The 21,356-nt window shown below is 33.6% G+C and carries 21 protein-coding genes and 2 tRNA genes; 13 read left to right on the plus strand and 10 right to left on the minus strand.

What is annotated here, in order from left to right; genetic code table 11:
• Nucleotides 1-39 precede the first annotated feature (39 nt).
• The 5 genes from AC6EIW_RS05140 (at nt 40) to AC6EIW_RS05160 (ending at nt 6,803) form a co-directional block, all read left to right on the plus strand.
• Nucleotides 40-1,518 carry a Ycf46 family AAA ATPase gene (locus AC6EIW_RS05140; protein ID WP_498521493.1) on the plus strand — a complete coding sequence of 493 codons (1,479 nt, stop codon included), beginning with the start codon at nt 40-42 and terminating at the stop codon, nt 1,516-1,518.
• A gap of 121 nt (nt 1,519-1,639) precedes the next feature.
• Nucleotides 1,640-2,920 carry a serine--tRNA ligase gene (gene serS, locus AC6EIW_RS05145; RefSeq protein WP_498521494.1) on the plus strand — a complete coding sequence of 427 codons (1,281 nt, stop codon included), beginning with the start codon at nt 1,640-1,642 and terminating at the stop codon, nt 2,918-2,920.
• 19 nt (nt 2,921-2,939) lie between these two features.
• Nucleotides 2,940-4,022, plus strand: a complete 1,083-nt coding sequence (gene rseP / locus AC6EIW_RS05150) for an RIP metalloprotease RseP (protein WP_498521495.1) — start codon at nt 2,940-2,942, stop codon at nt 4,020-4,022.
• 118 nt (nt 4,023-4,140) lie between these two features.
• Nucleotides 4,141-4,443 (plus strand): 30S ribosomal protein S14, encoded by a 303-nt coding sequence (gene rpsN / locus AC6EIW_RS05155; protein WP_498521496.1) that lies wholly within the window; start codon nt 4,141-4,143, stop codon nt 4,441-4,443.
• 191 nt (nt 4,444-4,634) lie between these two features.
• The gene (locus tag AC6EIW_RS05160; protein WP_498521497.1) at nt 4,635-6,803 is read left to right on the plus strand and encodes a polyribonucleotide nucleotidyltransferase; all 2,169 of its coding nucleotides are present in this window, start codon (nt 4,635-4,637) and stop codon (nt 6,801-6,803) included.
• A 4-nt stretch (nt 6,804-6,807) separates the two neighbouring features.
• Here the strand turns inward: AC6EIW_RS05160 and AC6EIW_RS05165 are convergent, their stop codons facing one another.
• Nucleotides 6,808-7,713 carry a 3'(2'),5'-bisphosphate nucleotidase CysQ family protein gene (locus AC6EIW_RS05165; protein ID WP_498521498.1) on the minus strand — a complete coding sequence of 302 codons (906 nt, stop codon included), beginning with the start codon at nt 7,711-7,713 and terminating at the stop codon, nt 6,808-6,810.
• Nucleotide 7,714: 1 nt separating this feature from the next.
• On the opposite strand from AC6EIW_RS05165, the gene rsmI reads away from it, so the two are divergent.
• Complete coding sequence (gene rsmI / locus AC6EIW_RS05170) at nt 7,715-8,599, plus strand: 16S rRNA (cytidine(1402)-2'-O)-methyltransferase (protein ID WP_498521499.1); 885 nt, start codon at nt 7,715-7,717, stop codon at nt 8,597-8,599.
• A 56-nt stretch (nt 8,600-8,655) separates the two neighbouring features.
• Nucleotides 8,656-8,892 (plus strand): hypothetical protein, encoded by a 237-nt coding sequence (locus tag AC6EIW_RS05175; protein WP_498521500.1) that lies wholly within the window; start codon nt 8,656-8,658, stop codon nt 8,890-8,892.
• 9 nt (nt 8,893-8,901) lie between these two features.
• On the opposite strand, the gene AC6EIW_RS05180 is transcribed toward AC6EIW_RS05175, so the two are convergent.
• Nucleotides 8,902-9,702: a hypothetical protein gene (locus AC6EIW_RS05180; RefSeq protein WP_498521501.1), complete on the minus strand. Its 801-nt coding sequence runs from the start codon at nt 9,700-9,702 to the stop codon at nt 8,902-8,904.
• Nucleotides 9,703-10,032: 330 nt separating this feature from the next.
• Between AC6EIW_RS05180 and AC6EIW_RS05185 the strand changes: the two genes are divergently transcribed.
• Nucleotides 10,033-10,106 (plus strand) — tRNA-Arg (locus AC6EIW_RS05185).
• A gap of 342 nt (nt 10,107-10,448) precedes the next feature.
• On the opposite strand, the gene AC6EIW_RS05190 is transcribed toward AC6EIW_RS05185, so the two are convergent.
• On the minus strand, nt 10,449-11,096 hold the full coding sequence (locus AC6EIW_RS05190; protein ID WP_498521502.1) for a YdcF family protein: 648 nt from the start codon (nt 11,094-11,096) through the stop codon (nt 10,449-10,451).
• Nucleotides 11,097-11,345: 249 nt separating this feature from the next.
• Nucleotides 11,346-11,418, minus strand: a tRNA-Ala gene (locus tag AC6EIW_RS05195).
• A gap of 165 nt (nt 11,419-11,583) precedes the next feature.
• Between AC6EIW_RS05195 and AC6EIW_RS05200 the strand changes: the two genes are divergently transcribed.
• The 4 genes from AC6EIW_RS05200 (at nt 11,584) to AC6EIW_RS05215 (ending at nt 15,283) form a co-directional block, all read left to right on the plus strand.
• A complete protein-coding gene (locus tag AC6EIW_RS05200; RefSeq protein ID WP_498521503.1) occupies nt 11,584-11,832 on the plus strand; it encodes a hypothetical protein in 249 nt (82 codons plus the stop codon).
• Nucleotides 11,833-12,024: 192 nt separating this feature from the next.
• Nucleotides 12,025-12,168 (plus strand): hypothetical protein, encoded by a 144-nt coding sequence (locus AC6EIW_RS05205; RefSeq protein ID WP_498521504.1) that lies wholly within the window; start codon nt 12,025-12,027, stop codon nt 12,166-12,168.
• A gap of 126 nt (nt 12,169-12,294) precedes the next feature.
• Entirely contained in the window at nt 12,295-14,754 is a 2,460-nt protein-coding gene (locus tag AC6EIW_RS05210; RefSeq protein ID WP_498521505.1) for a tetratricopeptide repeat protein, read from the plus strand.
• Nucleotides 14,755-14,800: 46 nt separating this feature from the next.
• Nucleotides 14,801-15,283 (plus strand): NUDIX domain-containing protein, encoded by a 483-nt coding sequence (locus AC6EIW_RS05215; protein ID WP_498521506.1) that lies wholly within the window; start codon nt 14,801-14,803, stop codon nt 15,281-15,283.
• A gap of 46 nt (nt 15,284-15,329) precedes the next feature.
• Here AC6EIW_RS05215 and AC6EIW_RS05220 read toward each other — a convergent pair whose 3' ends face one another.
• From AC6EIW_RS05220 to AC6EIW_RS05245, 6 genes are all read right to left on the minus strand, one after another.
• Nucleotides 15,330-16,502, minus strand: a complete 1,173-nt coding sequence (locus AC6EIW_RS05220; RefSeq protein ID WP_498521507.1) for a DegT/DnrJ/EryC1/StrS family aminotransferase — start codon at nt 16,500-16,502, stop codon at nt 15,330-15,332.
• Nucleotides 16,503-16,512: 10 nt separating this feature from the next.
• On the minus strand, nt 16,513-17,451 hold the full coding sequence (locus AC6EIW_RS05225; RefSeq protein ID WP_498521508.1) for a GDP-L-fucose synthase family protein: 939 nt from the start codon (nt 17,449-17,451) through the stop codon (nt 16,513-16,515).
• 391 nt (nt 17,452-17,842) lie between these two features.
• Complete coding sequence (locus AC6EIW_RS05230; protein ID WP_498521509.1) at nt 17,843-17,968, minus strand: hypothetical protein; 126 nt, start codon at nt 17,966-17,968, stop codon at nt 17,843-17,845.
• Between the two features lie 670 nt (nt 17,969-18,638).
• Nucleotides 18,639-19,187 carry a putative sugar O-methyltransferase gene (locus tag AC6EIW_RS05235; protein ID WP_498521510.1) on the minus strand — a complete coding sequence of 183 codons (549 nt, stop codon included), beginning with the start codon at nt 19,185-19,187 and terminating at the stop codon, nt 18,639-18,641.
• 69 nt (nt 19,188-19,256) lie between these two features.
• On the minus strand, nt 19,257-19,652 hold the full coding sequence (locus tag AC6EIW_RS05240; protein ID WP_498521511.1) for a hypothetical protein: 396 nt from the start codon (nt 19,650-19,652) through the stop codon (nt 19,257-19,259).
• 111 nt (nt 19,653-19,763) lie between these two features.
• Nucleotides 19,764-20,282, minus strand: a complete 519-nt coding sequence (locus AC6EIW_RS05245) for an adenine phosphoribosyltransferase (protein WP_498521512.1) — start codon at nt 20,280-20,282, stop codon at nt 19,764-19,766.
• A 53-nt stretch (nt 20,283-20,335) separates the two neighbouring features.
• Here AC6EIW_RS05245 and AC6EIW_RS05250 point away from each other — a divergent pair, with 53 nt between their 5' ends.
• Nucleotides 20,336-21,097, plus strand: coding sequence for a 5'-methylthioadenosine/adenosylhomocysteine nucleosidase (locus AC6EIW_RS05250; RefSeq protein ID WP_498521513.1), 762 nt, complete (start codon nt 20,336-20,338; stop codon nt 21,095-21,097).
• The last annotated feature ends 259 nt before the right edge of the window (nt 21,098-21,356 follow it).

A 21,356-nucleotide genomic window follows, 5' to 3' on the forward strand; every position in this document is an offset into this window, starting at 1 on the left:
AATAAAAATCAAGCCTATATAGAACCATATCTATAACTGATGTCTAATTGGGACGAACAACTTGATCTCCTAATTCGAGCGAGAACTCCCATTATTTGGGTAAGGAGTAATGAAGAAGAAAGGGTTGAAACTCTTATCAAGAATTCTACTAAAAGGCTTTCTCCTCGAAGACTTGCAACTTGGGATTATATAGATGGAATCAGCAATGTTCTTAATTCTAATAATCTTGGTTCTAGGCAGCCAATGGCAGTACTTGAATGGCTTAAAAAATTGGATGAAAGTTCTCCAACCATACTTTTGTTAAAAGATTTTCACCATTTCTGTGAAGATCCAGGAATTCTTAGAATGCTAAAAAATTTAACTATTGATCTTCGCTCAAAGCCCCATTCAATAATTATCAGTTCTGGATTATGGAGCCCCTCAAATGATTTAGAAGAAGACCTAACTATTCTTGATCTACCCTTACCCAAAGAAAATGAAATTAAAACACTTTTATCAAATATTGCTGAAGCTAGTAATTCTCAATTAGACGAAAATGTCCTTAAAGAACTAACAAATGCATGTGGGGGACTGAGTGAATCAAGGATCCGCAAAGTGGCGGCTAGAGCACTTGCGCAAAGAGGTCAAATTGGTAAAGAAGATTTGCTAGAAGTATTGGAAGAGAAACGCCAATCTATTGCTCGTAGCGAAGTTCTGGAATATTGCAAAACAAATAAATCTCCAAATGATGTTGGTGGCTTACAAATATTGAAAGATTGGTTAAAACAAAGGAAGCAAGCTTTCTCCGAAGAGGCAAAAGATTTTGGATTGCCCTTACCTAAAGGGGTTTTGCTAGTTGGTCCTCAAGGGACAGGCAAAACGCTAGTAGCAAAAGCAATAGCAAATAGCTGGTCTATGCCTTTATTAAGACTTGATGTGGGTAGGTTGTTTGCTGGCTTGGTTGGAGCGAGTGAAGCAAGGACAAGGGAGACCATTCAGCGAGCTGAAGCTATGGCGCCTTGCATTTTATGGATTGACGAAATTGATAAAGCTTTTGGCGGTGATGGAAGAAGTGATGGAGGAACAAGTCAAAGAGTGCTTGCAAATATTCTCACTTGGATGTCAGAGAAAACTTCTTCTGTTTTTCTGGTAGCCACTGCAAATGGAATAGATAAGCTACCTGCTGAGCTGTTGAGGAAAGGGAGATTTGATGAAATTTTTATGCTTGAATTACCCTCTAGAAATGAAAGACATAGCATTCTTGAACTTCATCTTCAGAAAAGAAGACCTAATTTAAATATTGATTTAAATGCTACTGTCGATAGAACAGAAGGATTCTCTGGTGCAGAATTAGAACAAGCCGTTATTGAGGCAATGTATTTTGCATTTGCAGAGAAAAGGGAACTTGTAGAAGGCGATTTAATTCTCGCCTCAAGTCAACTAGTTCCTCTCTCTAGAACAGCAAGAGAACAACTTGAGTCTCTTAGAGAGTGGGCCTCTAGTGGAAGAGCGAGAGCATCATCTCCAAAACTATTTTAGTTTTTTCTTGTTATTGTCTTGATTAATCAAAAAAAGTTCTTAAATTTAGAAGAAATTAATAGTCGTGATTATTTTTAAGTACAATTAACGATTAGTCTAAAAGAACTTCAATATTTATATAGTGATAGACCATAGACTACTAAGAGAAAATCCAAATTTAATTGCAGAGGGACTTAAATCAAGAGGAATGGATATTGATTTAGAGGAACTTCAAAAATCATGCAAAGATCTTAAAGAACTTGAAGAAAAAAGAAATTCACTGCAAGCAGAGGGTAATTTAATTGGGAAAGAGGTTGGACAAAAAATAAAACAAGGCCTTTCTCAAGATTCTGAAGAGATTTCAAGTCTTCGCATTAAGGGTAATAAAATCAAACAACAAGTTGGAATTATTGAAGAGGAAGAAAAATCGATTTCAACTCAATTAAATGAACGAATTCTTTGCTTACCTAACCTTCCAGAAAAGGATTCTCTCATAGGGAAAGACGAAAAAGATAACAAGGAAATCAGAAGATGGGGTGAGCCTATCTCAGGAAATAATTTCAAAGAACATTGGGAAATTGCTAGTCAATTAAACCTTTGGGATAGCGAGAGATCTTCAGTAATAGCAAAAAGTAGATTTGTCACCCTTTTCAACCAAGCGGCAAAACTTGAAAGATCACTTATAAATTTCATGCTTGATTTACATGTTAAGAAAGGATATTTAGAAGTTCTTCCTCCAGCTCTTGTTAACACTGCTAGTCTTACTGGATCTGGGCAATTACCAAAATTTGCAGAAGAAAGTTTTCGTTGTGCAGATGATGATTTATGGCTAACTCCCACAGCTGAAGTCCCGATAACATCTCTTCATCGTGGTGAAATCATCCCTCAAAATATGCTCCCATTAAAATACGTAGCATATAGCCCCTGTTTTAGAAGAGAAGCTGGAAGTTATGGTAGAGATACCAGAGGTCTAATCAGACTTCACCAATTCAATAAAGTCGAACTATATTGGTTTTCTTCACCAGAAAAATCTAAAGAAGCTTTAGAACAAATCACATCTGATGCAGAATCTATATTGCAGCAACTCGAACTGCCTTATCGAGTAATTCAGCTTTGTACAGGAGACTTAGGTTTCTCAGCAAAAAAAACTTATGATTTGGAGGTTTGGCTTCCTGGTGCCAATACGTTTAGAGAAATATCTAGTTGCAGCAACTGTGGAGATTTTCAAGCTAGACGTTCCTCAATACGAACAAAAGATAACAATAAAAAAAATATACTTTTGCATACTTTGAATGGAAGTGGATTGGCCATAGGGCGTACTATGGCTGCGATTTTGGAGAATGGTCAACAACCTGATGGAAGTATCAATTTACCAAAAGCCTTAATACCTTACTTCGGTTCGAACAAATTACAGCCAGAATAACTCAATCAAAATCTAATTAATGAACGTTCTTTTATCTATAGCTGTATTAGGCCTTCTGATTTTTTTTCACGAGTCTGGTCATTTTTTAGCAGCAGTGCTTCAAAAAATCAAAGTAAGTGGTTTTTCAATTGGTTTTGGACCAGCTCTTTTGAAAAAGGAAATAAATGGAATCACCTATTCACTTAGATCGCTTCCTTTAGGGGGATTCGTATCATTTCCTGATGAAGAAACAGATTCATTAGTTCAACCCAATGACCCCGATTTATTAAAGAACAGACCAATTTACCAAAGAGCAATAGTTATCTCAGCGGGTGTAGTGGCAAATTTATTACTCGCTTGGATAGTACTAATTAGTCAAGCAAGCTTAATAGGAATTCCTAATCAACCTGAACCAGGGGTAATAATCATGGGAATTCAGCCAGATGAGCCTGCATTCAATTCAGGATTAGTAGCTGGAGATCAAATAATGAGCGTAAACGGTCGAGCATTAGGCAGCGGCAAAGATGGAATTATGGATTTAGTCAACATCATTCAGACATCATCTGGGGAAGAATTACTTTTTGAGAGAGTCAATGATGGAGAAAGCGAGACAATTTCTATAATCCCAGCTGAGAATGAAGGGAAAGGAAGGATAGGAGCCCAATTGCAACCAAATCTTCCAAATAAAGTATCTAAAGCAAAGAATATTGGTGAAATATTTAATAGCTCTAATTCGCAATTTTATGAATTACTTAGTCGAACTATTATTGGCTACAAAAGTTTAATTACTAATTTCTCTTCAACTGCTCAGCAGTTAAGTGGACCAGTCAAAATTGTTGAAATTGGTGCCCAGCTCTCGGAACAAGGTGGCTCAGGTCTTGTCCTTTTTTCTGCTTTGGTTTCAATTAATCTTGCAGTTCTTAACTCCTTACCTTTACCTCTTCTAGACGGAGGACAATTAGTTCTTCTAATTCTAGAGAGTATTCGCGGAAAACCAGTTCCTGAAAAAATTCAATTGGCTTTTATGCAATCTGGATTTGTCTTACTTGTAGGATTAAGTGTTGTTTTGATAATCCGAGATACGACACAGCTATCTTTAGTTCAGCAGTTTGTGCACAGGTAAGAACATTAAATTTTGGATAATTATTAAAAAGTATTTTGAAAATAAATTTACTGCAATTACTAAAAACAATCAGGCAAGGAGTTAAAATGTTTCTTAGATAAGTTGAATAAGCCCCTTAATGGCAAAAAAGTCAATGATAGCGCGTGACGTGAAGCGCAAAAAACTTGTAGAAAGATACTCAGCAAAGCGTAAAGCTCTGATTGATGCTTTCAAATCAGCAAAAGATCCTATGGAAAGATTAGAAATCCATAGAAAGATTCAAGCTTTGCCTAGAAATTGTGCACCTAATAGAATCAGAAATCGTTGTTGGGCTACGGGTAAACCAAGAGGAGTTTATAGGGATTTCGGATTATGCAGAAATCAACTTAGATCTAGAGCCCATAACGGAGAATTACCAGGAGTAGTAAAATCAAGTTGGTAAAAACTAATAGTAAATAGATTTATAATATATATACCAAGAAGTGGGAATGATTATATCTCCCACTTTTTTTAGTTTTATATTTTCAGTAATTGTGGTAAATGTTTCCTCTAGGAAACAAATCTATCGAGTTTTTTACTCAATTAGTCCCATTAAGTGTAAGAATGTCATAAGACAAAAAGCTATAAAGGCACGTGCAAGGTCAGACAAAATCAGTTTCCTTCGATGGTAGAGAGATAAAGCTCACTACAGGGAGATTTGCTCCACAGGCTGGTGGTTCAGTAATGATTGAGTGTGGTGACACCTCCGTTCTAGTAACAGCAACAAAATCGACAGGGCGAGAGGGAATTGATTTCCTACCTTTAATGTGCGAGTACGAAGAAAGGCTGTACGCAGCTGGAAGGATTCCAGGGAGTTTTATGCGTCGTGAAGGGCGCCCCCCAGAAAGAGCAACTTTAATTTCAAGACTTATTGATCGTCCAATGAGACCTCTTTTCCCTAGTTGGATGAGAGACGACATACAAATAGTCGCAACATGTCTTTCCTTAGATGAAAGAGTTCCAGCAGATGTTTTAGCTGTAACAGGAGCTTCAATGGCAACATTGATTGCAGGTATTCCCTTCCAGGGACCAATGGCTGCTGTTCGCGTTGGCCTCTTAGGAGATGACTTCGTTCTCAATCCAAGTTATAGAGAAATTGAAAGAGGTGATCTTGATTTAGTAGTTGCCGGGACTCCAGATGGTGTAGTAATGGTTGAAGCAGGAGCAAATCAACTATCAGAACAAGATGTTATTGAAGCCATTGATTTTGGTTATGAAGCAATAACTGAATTAATCAATGCTCAAAAGGAAGTTTTGAAAGAATCAGGAATCAAGCAAGATATCCCTGACGAGCCTGAAGTTGATGACACAATTTCAAACTATTTAGACAAAAATTGTACAAAGTCAATTAGTGAAGTTCTAAAAAACTTCGATCAAACAAAAGAGGAGAGAGACAACAAGATTGAAGAAATAAAGATCAATGTTTCATCAAAAATAGAAGGTCTAAAAGACGATAATGCTGTTAAAAAATCCCTTTCAGCAAATAACAAACTCTTAGATAATAGTTATAAAGCTTTAACCAAAAAGTTGATGAGAGATCAGATAATTAATGAAGGGAAAAGGGTCGATGGTAGAGAATTAAATGAGGTAAGAGCAATAGATGCAGACGCCGCAGTATTACCCAATAGAGTCCATGGATCAGCACTCTTTCAAAGAGGTTTAACACAAGTTCTTTCTACAGCGACATTGGGCACACCTAGCGATGCACAAGAAATGGACGATCTAAACCCTAATACTGATAAGACCTACATACATCATTACAATTTTCCACCTTACTCAGTAGGTGAAACTCGACCAATGAGAACTCCAGGCAGGAGAGAAATTGGTCATGGTGCTTTAGCCGAAAGAGCCTTAATTCCCGTGCTTCCAGCAAAAGATACTTTCCCATACGTTTTAAGAGTAGTAAGCGAAGTATTGAGTTCAAACGGCTCTACTTCAATGGCTTCAGTCTGTGGAAGTACGCTAGCACTTATGGATGCAGGAGTTCCTTTAAAAGCTCCCGTAGGTGGAGCAGCCATGGGTCTAATTAAAGAAGGAAAAGAAGTAAGAATATTAACTGATATTCAAGGAATAGAAGACTTTCTTGGAGATATGGATTTCAAAGTTGCCGGCACAGAAAAAGGAATTACAGCCTTACAAATGGACATGAAGATAACCGGTCTTCCAATAGAGACTATTGGAGAAGCGATTAATCAAGCGCTGCCTGCTAGAACTCATATTTTAGGAAAAATGCTAGAAGCAATAGAAACACCAAAAGAAAATCTTTCTCCACATGCTCCAAGACTATTAAGTTTCAGAATTGACCCTGAACTGATTGGGACTGTAATCGGTCCAGGGGGAAGAACAATAAAAGGTATTACTGAAAGAACCAATACAAAAATAGATATTGAAGACGGAGGAATAGTAACTATTGCATCACATGATGGAGCTGCTGCAGAAGAAGCTCAGAGAATTATCGAAGGTTTAACAAGAAAAGTGCATGAAGGGGAAATCTTCTCTGGTTCCATTACTAGGATTATTCCCATTGGAGCGTTCGTAGAAATCCTTCCTGGTAAAGAAGGAATGATACACATATCTCAACTATCTGAGGCAAGAGTAGAAAAAGTTGAAGATGTTGTAAAAGTTGGTGATCAAGTGACTGTAAGGGTAAGAGAAATAGATAATCGTGGACGTATTAATCTGACATTAAGAGGAGTACCTCAAAACGGAGGGATGAATAATTATCCTGAGCCAACTCCAACACCCGTTGCACCTCTTACTTAAAAAATTAGTTAGTTGTATCTGAGGATAAAAACTCCATAGCTTTTTGACAAATCGTATGATGTGATTTGCCATGGCTTGCTATCAGACAACCAGATTGAGAATAGTTTGTTTTTTGATAAATCAAATTTGTTCCGTCTGCATGGGTGAACATTCCACCAGCAGCCTCAATAAGTGCATGAGGAGCAGCCATATCCCAATCCTTTGGAGAAGTTTTTCCAGAAAGAGAGATATAAACATCTGATTCTCCTCTCAAAATTGATGCGACTTTGCAGCCAACACTTCCCATTTTTATTGTCTCAGAAAAGCACAAACTTGATAGAAGATTTTGAAGTTTTGATTGTTGATGATTTTTGCTTGAAACGAGAACTAATTCAGAGATTTCTAACCTTTCACTAAAAGAAATATACTTTTTAGAAGTATTACGATTTTCACACCATGCACCACTTCCAATAATTCCAAACCATAACTCATTTTTTTCAGGAATCAGAACTATCCCGATTTTAGGCTTTTGTTTATATGCCAAAGCTATATGAACGGCATAGTTTTTAGATCCTTGAAGAAAATCTTTTGTCCCATCAAGTGGATCAAGAATCCAGCACCAATCTTTTTGGCAATGAGATCCTTGAAAAGTTTTTTCCTTAGCAGTTTCTTCACTTAAAATATGCCAACCTTCATAAGCGATATTATTTTTCAGTCCAGAGATCAATAATTCATTAACTGCCATATCAGCTGCTGATACGGGACCATCTCCACCTTCTTCCACAGTTAAAGATTTTGGAAATCCATATGGAGGTTCTTGACCTCGAGCATAAGCCATCAGAACATCAGCGGCAGCCCAGCTAAGCTTTCTAAGCTCATCTAATAAAGTCGTTAAGTCGACATCTTCTGGTACTACTCGATCAATTGACATAATGAATTTAATTGATAATCTCCAGCCTCCACAAGAAAGATCAGAACCTAGCCCAGGGACTCTTTACTTAGTAGGGACTCCAATAGGTAACCTAGGAGATTTATCTCAAAGGGCAAAGTCAATTCTGAAAAATGTGTCACTAATAGCCTGTGAGGATACTAGAAGAAGTGGAAAATTAATGAAAACAATAGAATCTAAAGTACCTCTTCTTAGCTATCACAAACACAACTTACGAAGTCGACAATCTAAATTATTAGAAATATTAAAAAGCAATGGTAGTGTTGCTCTAATAAGTGATGCTGGCTTACCAGGAATAAATGATCCTGGAGAACAACTTGTTCATACTGCAAGATTAAATGGTTATGAAGTTATTTGCATACCTGGTCCCTGTGCCGCTACGACTGCATTAGTAATAAGTGGATTACCCTCACAGAGGTTTTGTTTTGAAGGGTTTCTACCCAAAAAACAAAGTATAAGAAATAAACGGCTTAAAGATATTTCTGAAGAACATAGAACAACAGTAATTTATGAATCACCACATCAATTAATAAAGCTTTTAAAAGATTTAGAAATCTTTTGTGGAAGAGAACGTCCTATCCATATAGCCAGAGAACTTACGAAAAGATACGAGGAGTCTATTGGCAAAACAATAGAAGAAGTGATTGATTATTTTACTATTAACAAGCCAAAAGGTGAATTTACAATAGTTCTGGGAGGAAATGAAAATCTAGAAAAAAAAACAAGTGAATCAGAAGCAATCACTAAACTAAATGAATTGGTAACGCATGGAGAAAAACCAAATACAGCAGCCAGAAAGATAGCAGAGGAAACAGGTTATGAAAAAAAATGGCTTTATTCCAAATTAAATAAGAAACTTGACAAATAAACTTTTTCGCTCAAAGCTGATTTAAAGATTAATTTTGATAAGAAGAATTTTACCAAATGTTTTTTAGATTAAAACTTTTAACACTAAATATTGGCTCAGCAATATTACTAATTTTCTTCCTTTGCCTTGGATCTCAAAATCTAACGAAAAAACATAATTTAAATTTTCTTATAAATAAGACAGTTGCTCTTCCTGTTGGATTTTTAGTTGGCACTTCGTTCACTTTAGGGTTAATTTCAGGTGGAGTAACTTCTGTATTAATGATTGATGGTAAAATAAATCAGGAAAATTAATTTTTCAAACTAATTATCCAAAGCAATTATCGATTCTTCAAGTATTAATCTAGTAATTCCCTTTAATGCTAAATATGATTTAGAGATTTTAAAAACACTTGTATCAGGTATCTTAATAACACGTTGGTTTTTTGAACAACTCCTTTTAGCAGTACGTTGATTAGAAAACAACAAAATTGCATTTCTTTCTAACTCACTCTCTGGCAAGAAACTCCACTCCGGCAAATCTGAGATGGCTTTTACTTCTAACTCAACTTTTTTATCTACGATCATATAAACAGTCTCAGGAAGGTTTTCTTGGTTAAGCATCTCAAAATCTAATTGCTTCTTTTCAAAATCAAAGCTAGAAACCAAAGGAGCTATTTCTTCAAATTGATTCTCAGAGTCCTGAATAGTTTTTTCAATCTCAGAATTCTCATTATTTTGATAATCTGTGTCTCTACTCTCACTAATTGGTAAAAATTCTATTTCTTCAAACTCAGGATTATAAAAATCGCCATCAGTTTTTATAGATTGTTCATTCTCATGAACTTTTTCATTGGGAGAATTCAAAGAATTTAGCGGTTCAGAATCTTTTTTTTTATTATCAGAACTTTTATTATGAGTCTTTTCAACTTTGTGGTTCCTACTTTTTAATCTTTCTTCTTTTACCAATTTATATTCAATATCTGAAAGCAGCGTTCTAACAGTCCTATTTATAGTAATTGAACTGCAACTAAATCTTTCTGCAAGAGCATTAGTATTCTCTCCAGCTCTATAAGCCTCTAAAATCTCATCTTTTTGAATTTTTGTAAGCCTTCTTGAAATCATACCTATCAAGCTATACATCCAAGATAAGACCTAATGCATAGAATTTGTAAAAAAGATTCTTATCTAATACTGGAACCAATACTTAAACATTTAAAAAGCTTCAAAATTTTATTCAAAAAACCAAAAAACAAAAAAAGTTATAGTTGACACCAAAAAATTGATGAAAATAAAAGGCTCAAGGGTATTTCTTGGATAAAGAAATAAAAAGTAGTTGCTGATCTGCTTAATTCTAGTTGTAGTTGTCTACGCGATTATGTAATGTTAGAGAGTTGATTTTGTTAATAGTTTTTTATGCGAACAGGTTTTCAATAAAGAACTAAAAATCATTGTGCTCCCTTAGCTCAGCTGGATAGAGCAACTGCCTTCTAAGCAGTGGGCCGCTGGTTCGAATCCAGCAGGGAGCGTTCACAAAAATCTATTCATACAAAGGTTAGAGATAATTGCTAAATCTTCTAGGAGCATAATCATATTTACTTATTGGGATATTTTATAAATCATGAGAACGACCTCTTATATTTGCTGGAGAATTTCTTTTTGAAAAATTTGACAACAGCAAATGGTCTACCTCCAACTTAAGTGTGAGGATCTCTAGGTTTATGTCAGAAAAATCTATTGATTATCAGTTCCCTGTAAACAACTAATAATGAATTACTTTCAGTGAATTAATGATGGGAATAAATGGTCTCTTTCCATAGACCTTCTAAATGCAATCAAGAAAGTAATTTAATGAAAAATTATTAATTATTTTACCAAGATCTATAAATAGTTCTTCCTAAAAGTTCTCTTAAAGCACTAGAACTTTTGCTAAGACTTGTAGCATTAGGTATCCATTGAAAAGGGCCTTCCCATCGAACAATCTTAGGGGCTTTAAAGTCAACGGGAAAAGGATGAACAACAAAGCCTTGACGCTCAAATAACTTTTTTGCCCGTTTCATATGAAAAGCACTAGTCACAAGAAGAATCTTGGATGAGGTATTAATTTGATTTAAATTTCTCTTTATTTCTATAGCTTCCTCTGCAGTATTAACAACTTTGTTAGTAACAAATATTGCATCTAAAGGGACTCCAAGGCTAATAGCATGATCTTTATATAATGTTCCTTCATCTTTCTGTTCATTGCCATAGTCATAGGGAGTTGTTCCACCTGTGAAAAATAATCTTGGAGCTTTTTTCTTTCTATATAGGCTTATTCCAGCAAAGTATCTATCTGGATCTTCCCATTCATAAATATTAGTTTTTCCAGGCGCTTGAGGTCTTCCTCCGCTACTTAATACGATAATTGCATCAGCAGTTGGTGCATCATTTTCATCTATTCTTTGCCATGGATATTCCACTAATTTCCATAATAAATCTGCTACAAAACCAACACTGAAAGTCCAAAGGAATAAAATCACCGTAAAAATCTTCTTTCTCGTTAGTTTGTTGAAATTTAGAATTAGATAAAATAAGCTAAATCCAAGAGGCAAGATAAATAGTGGTAGTAGCTTGGTTAAAAAATACGTTTTTTAAAAAGACAGTTCTTAACAGCTTAAACCAATAAATCATTTATCTTACGCTTTGACTCTGTACTAATTTAAATAAGACGATGTTAAAAATTTTTGATAAATAGGCAGCTATTAACTAATATCTCAAATAATTAAATATGGAGCCAAGCGGACTCGAACCGCTGACCCCCTGCATGCCATGCAGGTGCTCTACCAGCTGAGCTATGGCCCCAAGCGTGTTAAACGGGAGTAATATTAAGCAATTTAGAAGATTTAGAAAAATCAGCTGGTTTACTTGATATCACTTGATAATGGTTAAATAAGCAGCTATGCGCCATGAAATGCGCCATAGGGAGATAATAACCACATCGGATCTCGGCAAGAATGGCACAAAATTATGCGCCAAACCATCAAGCTCAAAAATGGAGATGGATGGTCAGTTCGTGGCAAAGAAATAAGGAGAATGAATAAAACCCAAGTGACTTATCGTTTCCAAGATGGACTTGGAATGAAAAATCCTAGGTCAGCAATTTTCCTTCCTTATGACTGGAACAGCCGAAACCAAAGCAAGATTATCACCGCAGTTGCTGATCTAAAAAGACTTGTTGATGAAAGAAACTTATCTCTTAAAAAAGCTGCAAAGTAAATGCTTGAACCTGTAGCGAAGGATCAAGCTCCAAATTTATTAACTGGGAAAACATAATTGAGGCTTTTCTAGAGTCGGGAAGTGACCGCAGAGGTACAACGCTGAGAGATATGAAAAGTTTTAAGACTAGAGAATCGAGGTCATTACGCTTTAACTCCAGCGCAATTGCATCTCCTAATCAGTCTCAAGTCTATGGGAGGCGAAGAGAGTAAAACTATTGATGCAAATAGCGTTGTTAAAGTTCCCGATACTTTTCCCGAAGGGAAAGAAGTTTTACCCGAAGGGAAAGAGGTGGGAAATCCCCAAACACCTTTGTTTGGATTTGGTCAAGACTAATTTCTTCTCCTTTCATGGAGATGAGGCGACTGCTGACGACGTTGCAGTGGATCAACTTATTTTTAAATTCAAAACTGTAGTACGACGTATAATCTCTATCAATAGATCCTTCTCAAAACAAATTATTTGACCGAAGCAAAAAGAAATCAAAAGCAAGCAGGTTCTGAAGTAAAAACATTCCCAGTGCCATTTGCTTTAGAAGAAATTAAAGAAAATATAACTATTACTACTAATACTCTATCTAAAGAACAACTAATTACACTAGCATTTAAGTCTCATTCAGAAGGAAAACTATCAGAAGCATCAAAATATTATCAACTTTTTATTAGTCAAGGATTCAAAAATGAAATGGTTTTCTCTAATTATGGAGTCATATTGAATTCCATTGGCAAACTAAAAGAGGCAGAATTGTCATTCCGTAAAGCAATTGAAATAAAATCTGATTTCGCAAATGCTCATTCCAATTTAGGAAATATATTGAGAGATCTTGGCAAATTACAAGACGCAGAATTATCTCAACGCAAAGCAATTGAAATTAAACCTGATTTCGCAAATGCTCATTCCAATTTAGGAAATGTATTGAGAGATCTTGGTAAATTACAAGACGCAGAAGTATCACTCCGCAAAGCAATTGAAATTAAACCTGATTTTGCAGAGGCTCATTACAATCTGGGAAATGTATTGAGAGATCTTGATAAATTACAAGACGCAGAATTTTCATTCCGCAAAGCGATTGAAATTGAACCTGATTACGCAAATGCTCATTCCAATCTGGGAAATGTATTGAGAGATCTTGGTAAATTACAAGACGCAGAATTATCTCAACGCAAAGCAATTGAAATTAAACCTGATTTTGCAAATGCTCATTCCAATCTGGGAAGTGTATTGAGAGATCTTGGTAAATTACAAGACGCAGAATTATCTCATCGCAAAGCAATTGAAATTAAACCTGATTACGCAAATGCTCATTCCAATCTGGGAAATGTATTGAGAGATCTTGGTAAATTACAAGACGCAGAATTATCTCAACGCAAAGCAATTGAACTTAAACCTGATTACGCAAATGCTCATTCCAATCTAGGAAGTGTATTGAGAGATCTTGGTAAATTGCAAGAGGCAGAATTGTCATACCGCAAATCAATAGAAATCAAACCTGAATATGCAAATGCTCATTACAATCTAGGAAATGTATTGAAAGATGTTGGTAATTTTCGTGATGCTATAAATCAATTTAAACAAGCCCTAAAATTGAACAATGAATTATCAGAAGCGAAGGCTGCATTAATTGCAATCAAAGGGAAAATCTGCGATTGGAGTGACATAGATATTCATACTATTTGGCTGAAGGATCTTGGCATTGAAGGATCTGCTGTTTCACCATTTAATTTACTTTATTACGAAGATAATCCTTTAAAGCATTTAAAAAGATCTAAAAAATTTAATAAAGAAAATTATACTAGACAAACAAATTATATTAAATATTCAAAAAAAAATATAATTAATATAGGTTATTTCTCTGCTGATTTTAGGACTCATCCTGTGATGCAACTAATTGCTCCTATACTTGAGCAGCACGATAGCTCTAAATTTAAAATATATTTATACTCATTTGTTTCAAAAGAAGATGAATATACTGACAGAGTAAGAAAATCTGGATGCATTTTTAGAGATATAAGCAAGTTAGATAATATCGAAGCTACAGCTTTAGCGATGAATGATAAAATTGATATTGCAGTAGATCTGATGGGTTATACCACACAAAATAGATTTTCTATTTTTTCTTCTAGAGTCGCACCTATTCAAATAAATTATTTGGGATATCCTGCTTCAATTGGATCTGATGTTATGGATTATATTCTCGCAGATAAGATTGTTATTCCAAATGATCATGAGAAATTCTATTCAGAGAAGATAATAAATATGCCGAATTGTTATTTATGTAATGATGATAAAATAAATATAAATATGAATATAAATAACGAACCTCTTTCCCGAAAAGATTTCAACCTACCTGATGAAGGATTTATATTTACCTGTTTTAACGACAATAAAAAAATAACTTCAAGAGAGTTTGATATTTGGATGAGATTACTTAAAAAAATTAAAGGAAGTGTACTTTGGTTGAAAAAGCCAAATAAATTGGCAATTGAAAATTTATATCTAGAGGCTGAAAAAAGAAATGTAGATCCAAAAAGATTAATCTTTGCAAATAAAGTTCCATTTGATTTGCATTTAGCAAGACAATCTCTTGGAGATCTTGGACTTGATACTTTTAACTTCAACGGTCATAAAACGACTTGTGATGCTTTATGTGCAGGACTGCCAGTTCTAACTAAGTTAGGAGAAAACTTTGTTGCAAGAGTTTCATCCAGCCTATTAACTTCCATAGGTATGCCAGAACTAATTACAGATAATGAAAATCAATATGAAGAAACAGCTCTAAGACTAGCTAGTAGCGAGAATGAACTTTTGAAATTAAAATCTAAACTAAAAAAACGAAAAAATAAATCATCACTTTTCAATTCAAAATTATATACTAAAGATCTTGAAAAAATTTATCTTAATCTAGTTAACAACTTATATTAGCCCAAATTATTAATAGTGTTAAAGTAGTTAAGTCAATAGTTTTATAATGATTCCTGAAAAATTATCTGAAGAGACTTGGAGAACTTGTGTAAGTTCAATGCCAATCTTTGGTATTGATATGATTATATTTTCTCGAAAATATGGAGTATTAATGGGACGCAGAATAAATAATCCAGCAAAAGGTAAATTTTTTGTACCAGGTGGGAGAATTTATAAAAATGAACGGATCAAAGATGCATTTAATAGAATACTACTAAGTGAAACAGGTTTGACTTTTTCATTTAATAAAACTATTTCAATGGGTTTATACGAGCACTTTTATAATGTTACATCTTGGCCCGCTTCAGAGAGCAGTACGCATTACATTATAGAAGCAAGATTAATAGAAGTCGAACCAGAGGATATTAATTCCAAAATAAATTTAAGTCAGCAACATTCAAATTTCGAATGGATATCTCTTGAAGATATCCATTCGAATTCTATTCATTCCTATTCAAAGAAGTATTTAGATAAAATAAAATATATCTAAAGTTAAATAAACAATTTATTTAGAAAATTTTAATTGAATTTTAATCTCATACCAAATTAAAGGGTTCTGCAATTTTTTTAAATTCAGTACATATTCTATTGACATCGCTAGTATCTATATCTGCATTAATAGGAAGATAAATTCCATATAAATGAATTTGATCAGCATATTTTAGAGAAGTACTTCTTCCATTATATTCCCTCCAAAATGGTTGTTTCCCAATACTCCCAGCAATAAGGGGTCTACTTTCAATATTTTTATTCTTTAAATGAATCCAAACCTCTTCAGGATTTTTTACTAAAGTAGCATAAGCAAAACTTGAAATAAAATCGTTAGATGATTCTTGACACCAAAAGTTTGAAAGCTCTTCCTTGTATTTATTAAATAGAATCGAACGCTTTGAACAATATTCATCTAAAATACTCATCTGCATCAGACCTAAAAATGCATTCAATTCAGTAGACCTTAAGTTATATCCAGGAAAATAAAATGTATATAAATCTCTAAAGTCTGTAGTGTTGTATTTTGATCTTAAATTCTTATGAAATTCCACATCAAGATTTCTTCCCCAGCCATGAGACCTTAATGACTTGCTTACTTGATTAAACTCATGATTATTGCTACAAACACATCCTCCCTCAATGGTAGAAATATGATGGCCATAGAAGAATGAAAATGTTGATGCAAGACCAAATGATCCTAGGCATTTTCCAGCAAGTGTAGAACCTAATGATTGGCAATTATCCTCTAATAAACGGATATTAAATTCTTCGCAAATATCTAGGATTTTATCAACAGATGAATTATGACCAAGAACATGGACTAAAATTAAAGTTCCAATATCTTCTTCCTTTATTAACTTATATAGGTTATCAACATTAATACCTAAATTTATAGGATCAGCATCCAATAGATACGGTTGATAACCTAATTGAATAAATGGTGATACTGTAGTTGCCCATGATAAGGCCGGAATACCAACTTTTTTATTTCTTAAATCTTTAAAAAATAGATTTGTAGTTGCCATTAATAAATTGGCAGAAGAACCACTGTTAATAAAAGTTGAATCATTTACCCCGATATATTTGGAAAATAATGATTCAAATTCAAATACTTTCTCTCCTTGAGTCAGTCTTGGGTAAGTTTTAATCCATTCAGATAATTTATCTAGATGTTCTTTAGGTATTGTTTCCGAAGCCAAGCCTATTTTTTTATACATTTTTTAGAAATTATAAATATTTTTTATTATCACCTTGGAACTCTAAATAATGAGAATAAGTTTTCTTAACGCCTAATTCTAAATCATGCCTTGGAAACCAACCTAAATCATTTATTTTCTTAACATCTAACAACTTTTGCTTCATTCCAATAGGTTTACTTAGATTAAATGTAAAAGATCCTTCAAACCCTAAAATCATAGAAATCTTTTTATAATAATCAAAAATCGAATAATCTTCACCTCTGCCAATATTAATTATATGAGGCATTTCTTTTATCCTAGGTAAAGAGAACCAAACTGCATCGGCAAAATCTTTAGCGTACATAAATTCTCTCCTAACATTTCCATCTCCCCAAATCTCAACTGTTTTTTTATTGTTAACTTTAGCTTCATGTAGCTTTACTATTATTGAAGCAATTAAATGAGATCTTTTAGGATTATAATTGTCATATTTACCATACAAATTACAAGGCATTAAAGTAATATAATTTCTAGAATCATCCTCTATTTTCAAGTAGTCACATAATCTTTGTGCTGCTATCTTTGCGATTGCATAACCTTCATTTGTTGGCTCTAAAAACCCATTTAATAAATATTCTTCTTTTAGTGGATTAGGTCCATTCTTGGGATACATACAAGAACTTCCCAAATTTATAATATTTTTTACTCCTATGCTTGCTGCTTCAGATATTAAATTACAACCTATTTCAAGATTCTCTATTAGAAATCTTGAGGGGTTTGCCATATTTGCATGGATTCCACCAACTAATCCAGCGGCATGAATAATATATTCTGGGCTATTAATCTTCAAATAATTTCTTATTTGTTCTTTATTAGTTAAATCTAGTTCTTGACGAGAGGGAGCCAAAACACAATAATTAATGGCCTTTTGATGTTCCTTTATATTACGTCCAACCATTCCAGTCCCTCCTGTTAGAAGAACACGCATAATAATTTTGCAAAGTTAAATAAAAACTTTCTTAAAAATCTGATTTTAGAAAGTTTTTTTGAAATTTAAACATAGCACCAAGAGTCATATTTATTTTCTTGGTCATAATTTCATTAAACTAATTCTCTACTAGGCATAATAGAGAATTGGGTTTTGACTTAAGGACAAAACAATTAATATTTTCTCGCTTGATTGGCATGTCAGTGAGGATGCAACTGGTAATCAAGCTAATGAAATAGTTTGTCTAGAGAAGGCAGCGATACCACTTGATTGGTTATGCAGCAATAAAGTGGTGTTGCTACCATTAGAAGACCCTCAATATTGACCTCCTCAAAGTCTTGAACAGTCAAATCCATTACCGTGGCTGTAATTCTTCGAGCTTTCCTTCTGCTTATCTGCTTAATTCGTACTCATCGGTCACTCTGGTCGTTACGACGGTGCAGCTGTGCCCTTGAGCAAGTAAGTCAGCAGCAAAAACTGTTCTTAATTCCATCTCTTGTTTATTGGTTTTTTTCATATTCCAGCTCGATGAAATGTAGATTAAATTCCCTCTGGAGAATGAGCAAACACAATGCCAACTCAGGAACCAAAGAAGGTATTAGATCCCAAGTTAGATTCTTTTCTATTGTTGAAAAGGCGAAAGTCATTGCTTCTACGTCAGTTAAAAAATCAGAGTGAATGAATTTTAATCATTTGAGATTTTCTAGACGTTGCTATTTGACGTCAGCTTATAAATCTGAATAACCATATAAGCAACCAAAGTAATAATCAAAATACCCAAAAAACACACTAATTACCATTGGAATAAACTTCTTATCTAGCTTTTTTTTCGATATTAGAGCTACATTTACGGCTCTTTTGTTGTCTAGTTTATGTAAACAATAAAAAAGAGATAGGCTTGCCATCCCAATAGATTAAAGGAAATCGAAAGTATTATCAAATATGCGCCATGGGATGCGCCATTTACGCTTTAAATCACCTCCTAAACCCTTTAATATCAACCGATCATAGAAGAATAATGCCCTTCATGCCATGCAGGTGCTCTACCAACTGAGCTATGGCCCCATGTGTGTGGTTGAATAGTCATATCAACTTATTTGAAAGATTCTAGCGAATCACTCATATTGTTTGATATTTAATCATATAGCTTTATTCAATAATGCTTGTAGCAAAAAATTTTTTATGAATTACTTTTTAAATAATATTGGTCTGTATGTAGGGTAAAGAATATTTTTCCATCTTTTTATCAATATCATAGGTTCTAAGAACTTCTGATATTCATTCTCTCCTAACATATTTAGTGTTCCTTTTCGAGTATTATTTAGATAAACAAAATTTGAATAATTGCTTGCAAACTTGCTATACATTTTTACTTGTTCTATACTCATCTCCTGAAAAGAAGCAGTATTAATAAACAAATCAAAATTTTCAGTTATGTCTTCAATTTGATGAGTACAAAGTATTTTAATTCTTGGTGATATTTTTGATTGCATATTTTGGGTTAATCTAGAACGATAACTTAAAACCTCATTAGTGAACTTTTGGCTTAAATAATATTCTGCGAAGGCTGAAACTGGTGCCAAATCAACTAATGTATAATTAATTTCTGGGTATAGTTCCAAAATAACTGATGCTAATAATCCATAAGAACCAGTTACCTCAACTACAGAATTAATACTTGAAAAGTCAAGTTGATTTCTTAAAAAAGCAAATTCAAGTAATTTCTCAAGATACAATTCACTATAGTATTTATTATCTATTTCAAAAACTAAAGGATTTCCTACTAATGGGTCATCGAATTCTAATTAATCGGGAGAGATCTTCTCAAGAAGTGAATATATGCACTTTAATTTATAGTGCGCTTGGTTCTTAGCCAGATCATATCCTAAATTAATCTGGCCATCATATTTTCTTGCTAAGCAGGACAAAAGGGGGATATTTAATAATGTTTTGTGTATTTTCCAAAAACGTGAATTATTAGTAATGGTTGGCTTATAACTATGACCTGATGCAAAAGCTAACAATGATTTTGATTGGCTAGATCTGAAGTTTGACATTCCAATCTTTTTAATTATTTTCACCATAGAATTTGCATGTTCATACCAATACTCTGATGGTTGATAAATATTTCTAGCGCTTCTAGAATCATTAATCATTTCTTGCATTAGATCTAACCAATAAAATTGTAAATTATTTTCCATATTAGAAAAGTCTGATTTTTAAATAATTATACTATTATTTATATCCTAAGTAAAAATTGTTCTATATTTTTAAACAATATTTTAGAAGGTTTTTTAATTGTAATATTTTTCTTAATAAGTTATCTTGGAAATTACAGGAAAGTCAAATTTTTCTCTTCCATTTAATTCGGATAATTCAATAACAATAATTAATCCAGTGATTTTTTTACCTTGCGAGTACAAAAGTTTAGATACAGAATCTACAGTTCCTCCAGTAGCCAAAAGATCGTCAATAATTAAGAATGATTTGTAATCATTTATCGAATCCTTTTGAATTGAAAGTGAATTAGTTCCATATTCCAATGAATATTTATTAGTTATTATTTTGCCCGGCAGTTTACCTGGTTTCCTTGCAACAACAAGAGGCTTAAAAGATTTTAATGCTAGGGATGATCCAAATAGAAAGCCCCTGGCATCTATGGCTAAGATGGCGTCTGCTGATTTACATATTTCCAATTCAGACATTTCTTGAATAAGTGAAGAAAATACCTCCGGATTTCTTAAAATTGGCAGAACGTCTCTAAATAATATATCTTCTTTAGGAAAATCTTCATGAGCTTCTATTAAATTCTCAAGAGAAATATTGCTCATCAATTATTTATTTGACATATATTCTAATTGTACATATGTTGCATACAAAAACAATGAAAAATATCCATATTGCTTTAATAAGTGCGATGCCCGAGGAGGTAGGAAATACTCTTAACCACCTAAATGAGGTTAGGTCTAAAAAATTTGGTGATTTGGAAATTTACACAGGTATATGGGATAAAAAAACTAATAATTCCAAGCCTGTTTTTGTCTCACTAGCTTGGAGTGGGTGGGGCAAAGTAAGTGCTTCTAGAGCTGCAACAAGGATAATATCAAATTCATCAAAAGATAATCCCATAGATTGTATTTTTTTTACAGGACTAGCAGGTGCAGTGGATTCAAACCTTAAACAATGGGATGTAGTGGTAGCAGATAAAGTTGTTCAATATGATATTGATGCAAGACCACTTTTTAAAAGATTTTATATTCCAGCGCTTAATTTAGATAGGTTAAGTTCATCTGAAGATTGGAAAGAAAAGACTTATTCGGCAATCTTCAATGCAAAAAATGATGGAAAACTGGAAGAGTTTGGTTCAATAACAAAAGGTTTAATTGGGACTGGCGATAGATTCATATCAGATCGAAATGTTTTGGTTGAATTGTCCAAAGATTTAGCTGGATTAAAGGCTGTAGAAATGGAGGGAGCCGCTGTAGCCCAAGTTGCTTCTCAGGAAGGGATCCCATGGGTCATTATTCGTGTTATTTCAGATGAAGCCAATTTAGATGCTGCTCATAATTTCAGTGAATTTCTTGAACTATATAAAAAAAATTCATGGTACTTATTAAATACTATACTTATTGGAATATCTAGATGAATTCTAAGTATTTCTCATTTTTAGTGTCGTAAATGTATATCAATCAAGAGGAAACCACTTAAAGATGAAATATTTTAATTAGATTTACTCGATTTGGAACATAATTAAAAAAGAAGTTAGATATTCCTCAGCCGCTAGACATAAATAGTAAAAATTATTTTTTTCACCAGGAGATTTAATAAATTTTAAAGCAGTATTTAATCAAACTTATTAAAAAAAAATTAATAAAAAATAACCTCTTATTGGTGATTATTTAATA

It is taken from the genome of Prochlorococcus sp. MIT2308 (assembly GCF_059772345.1).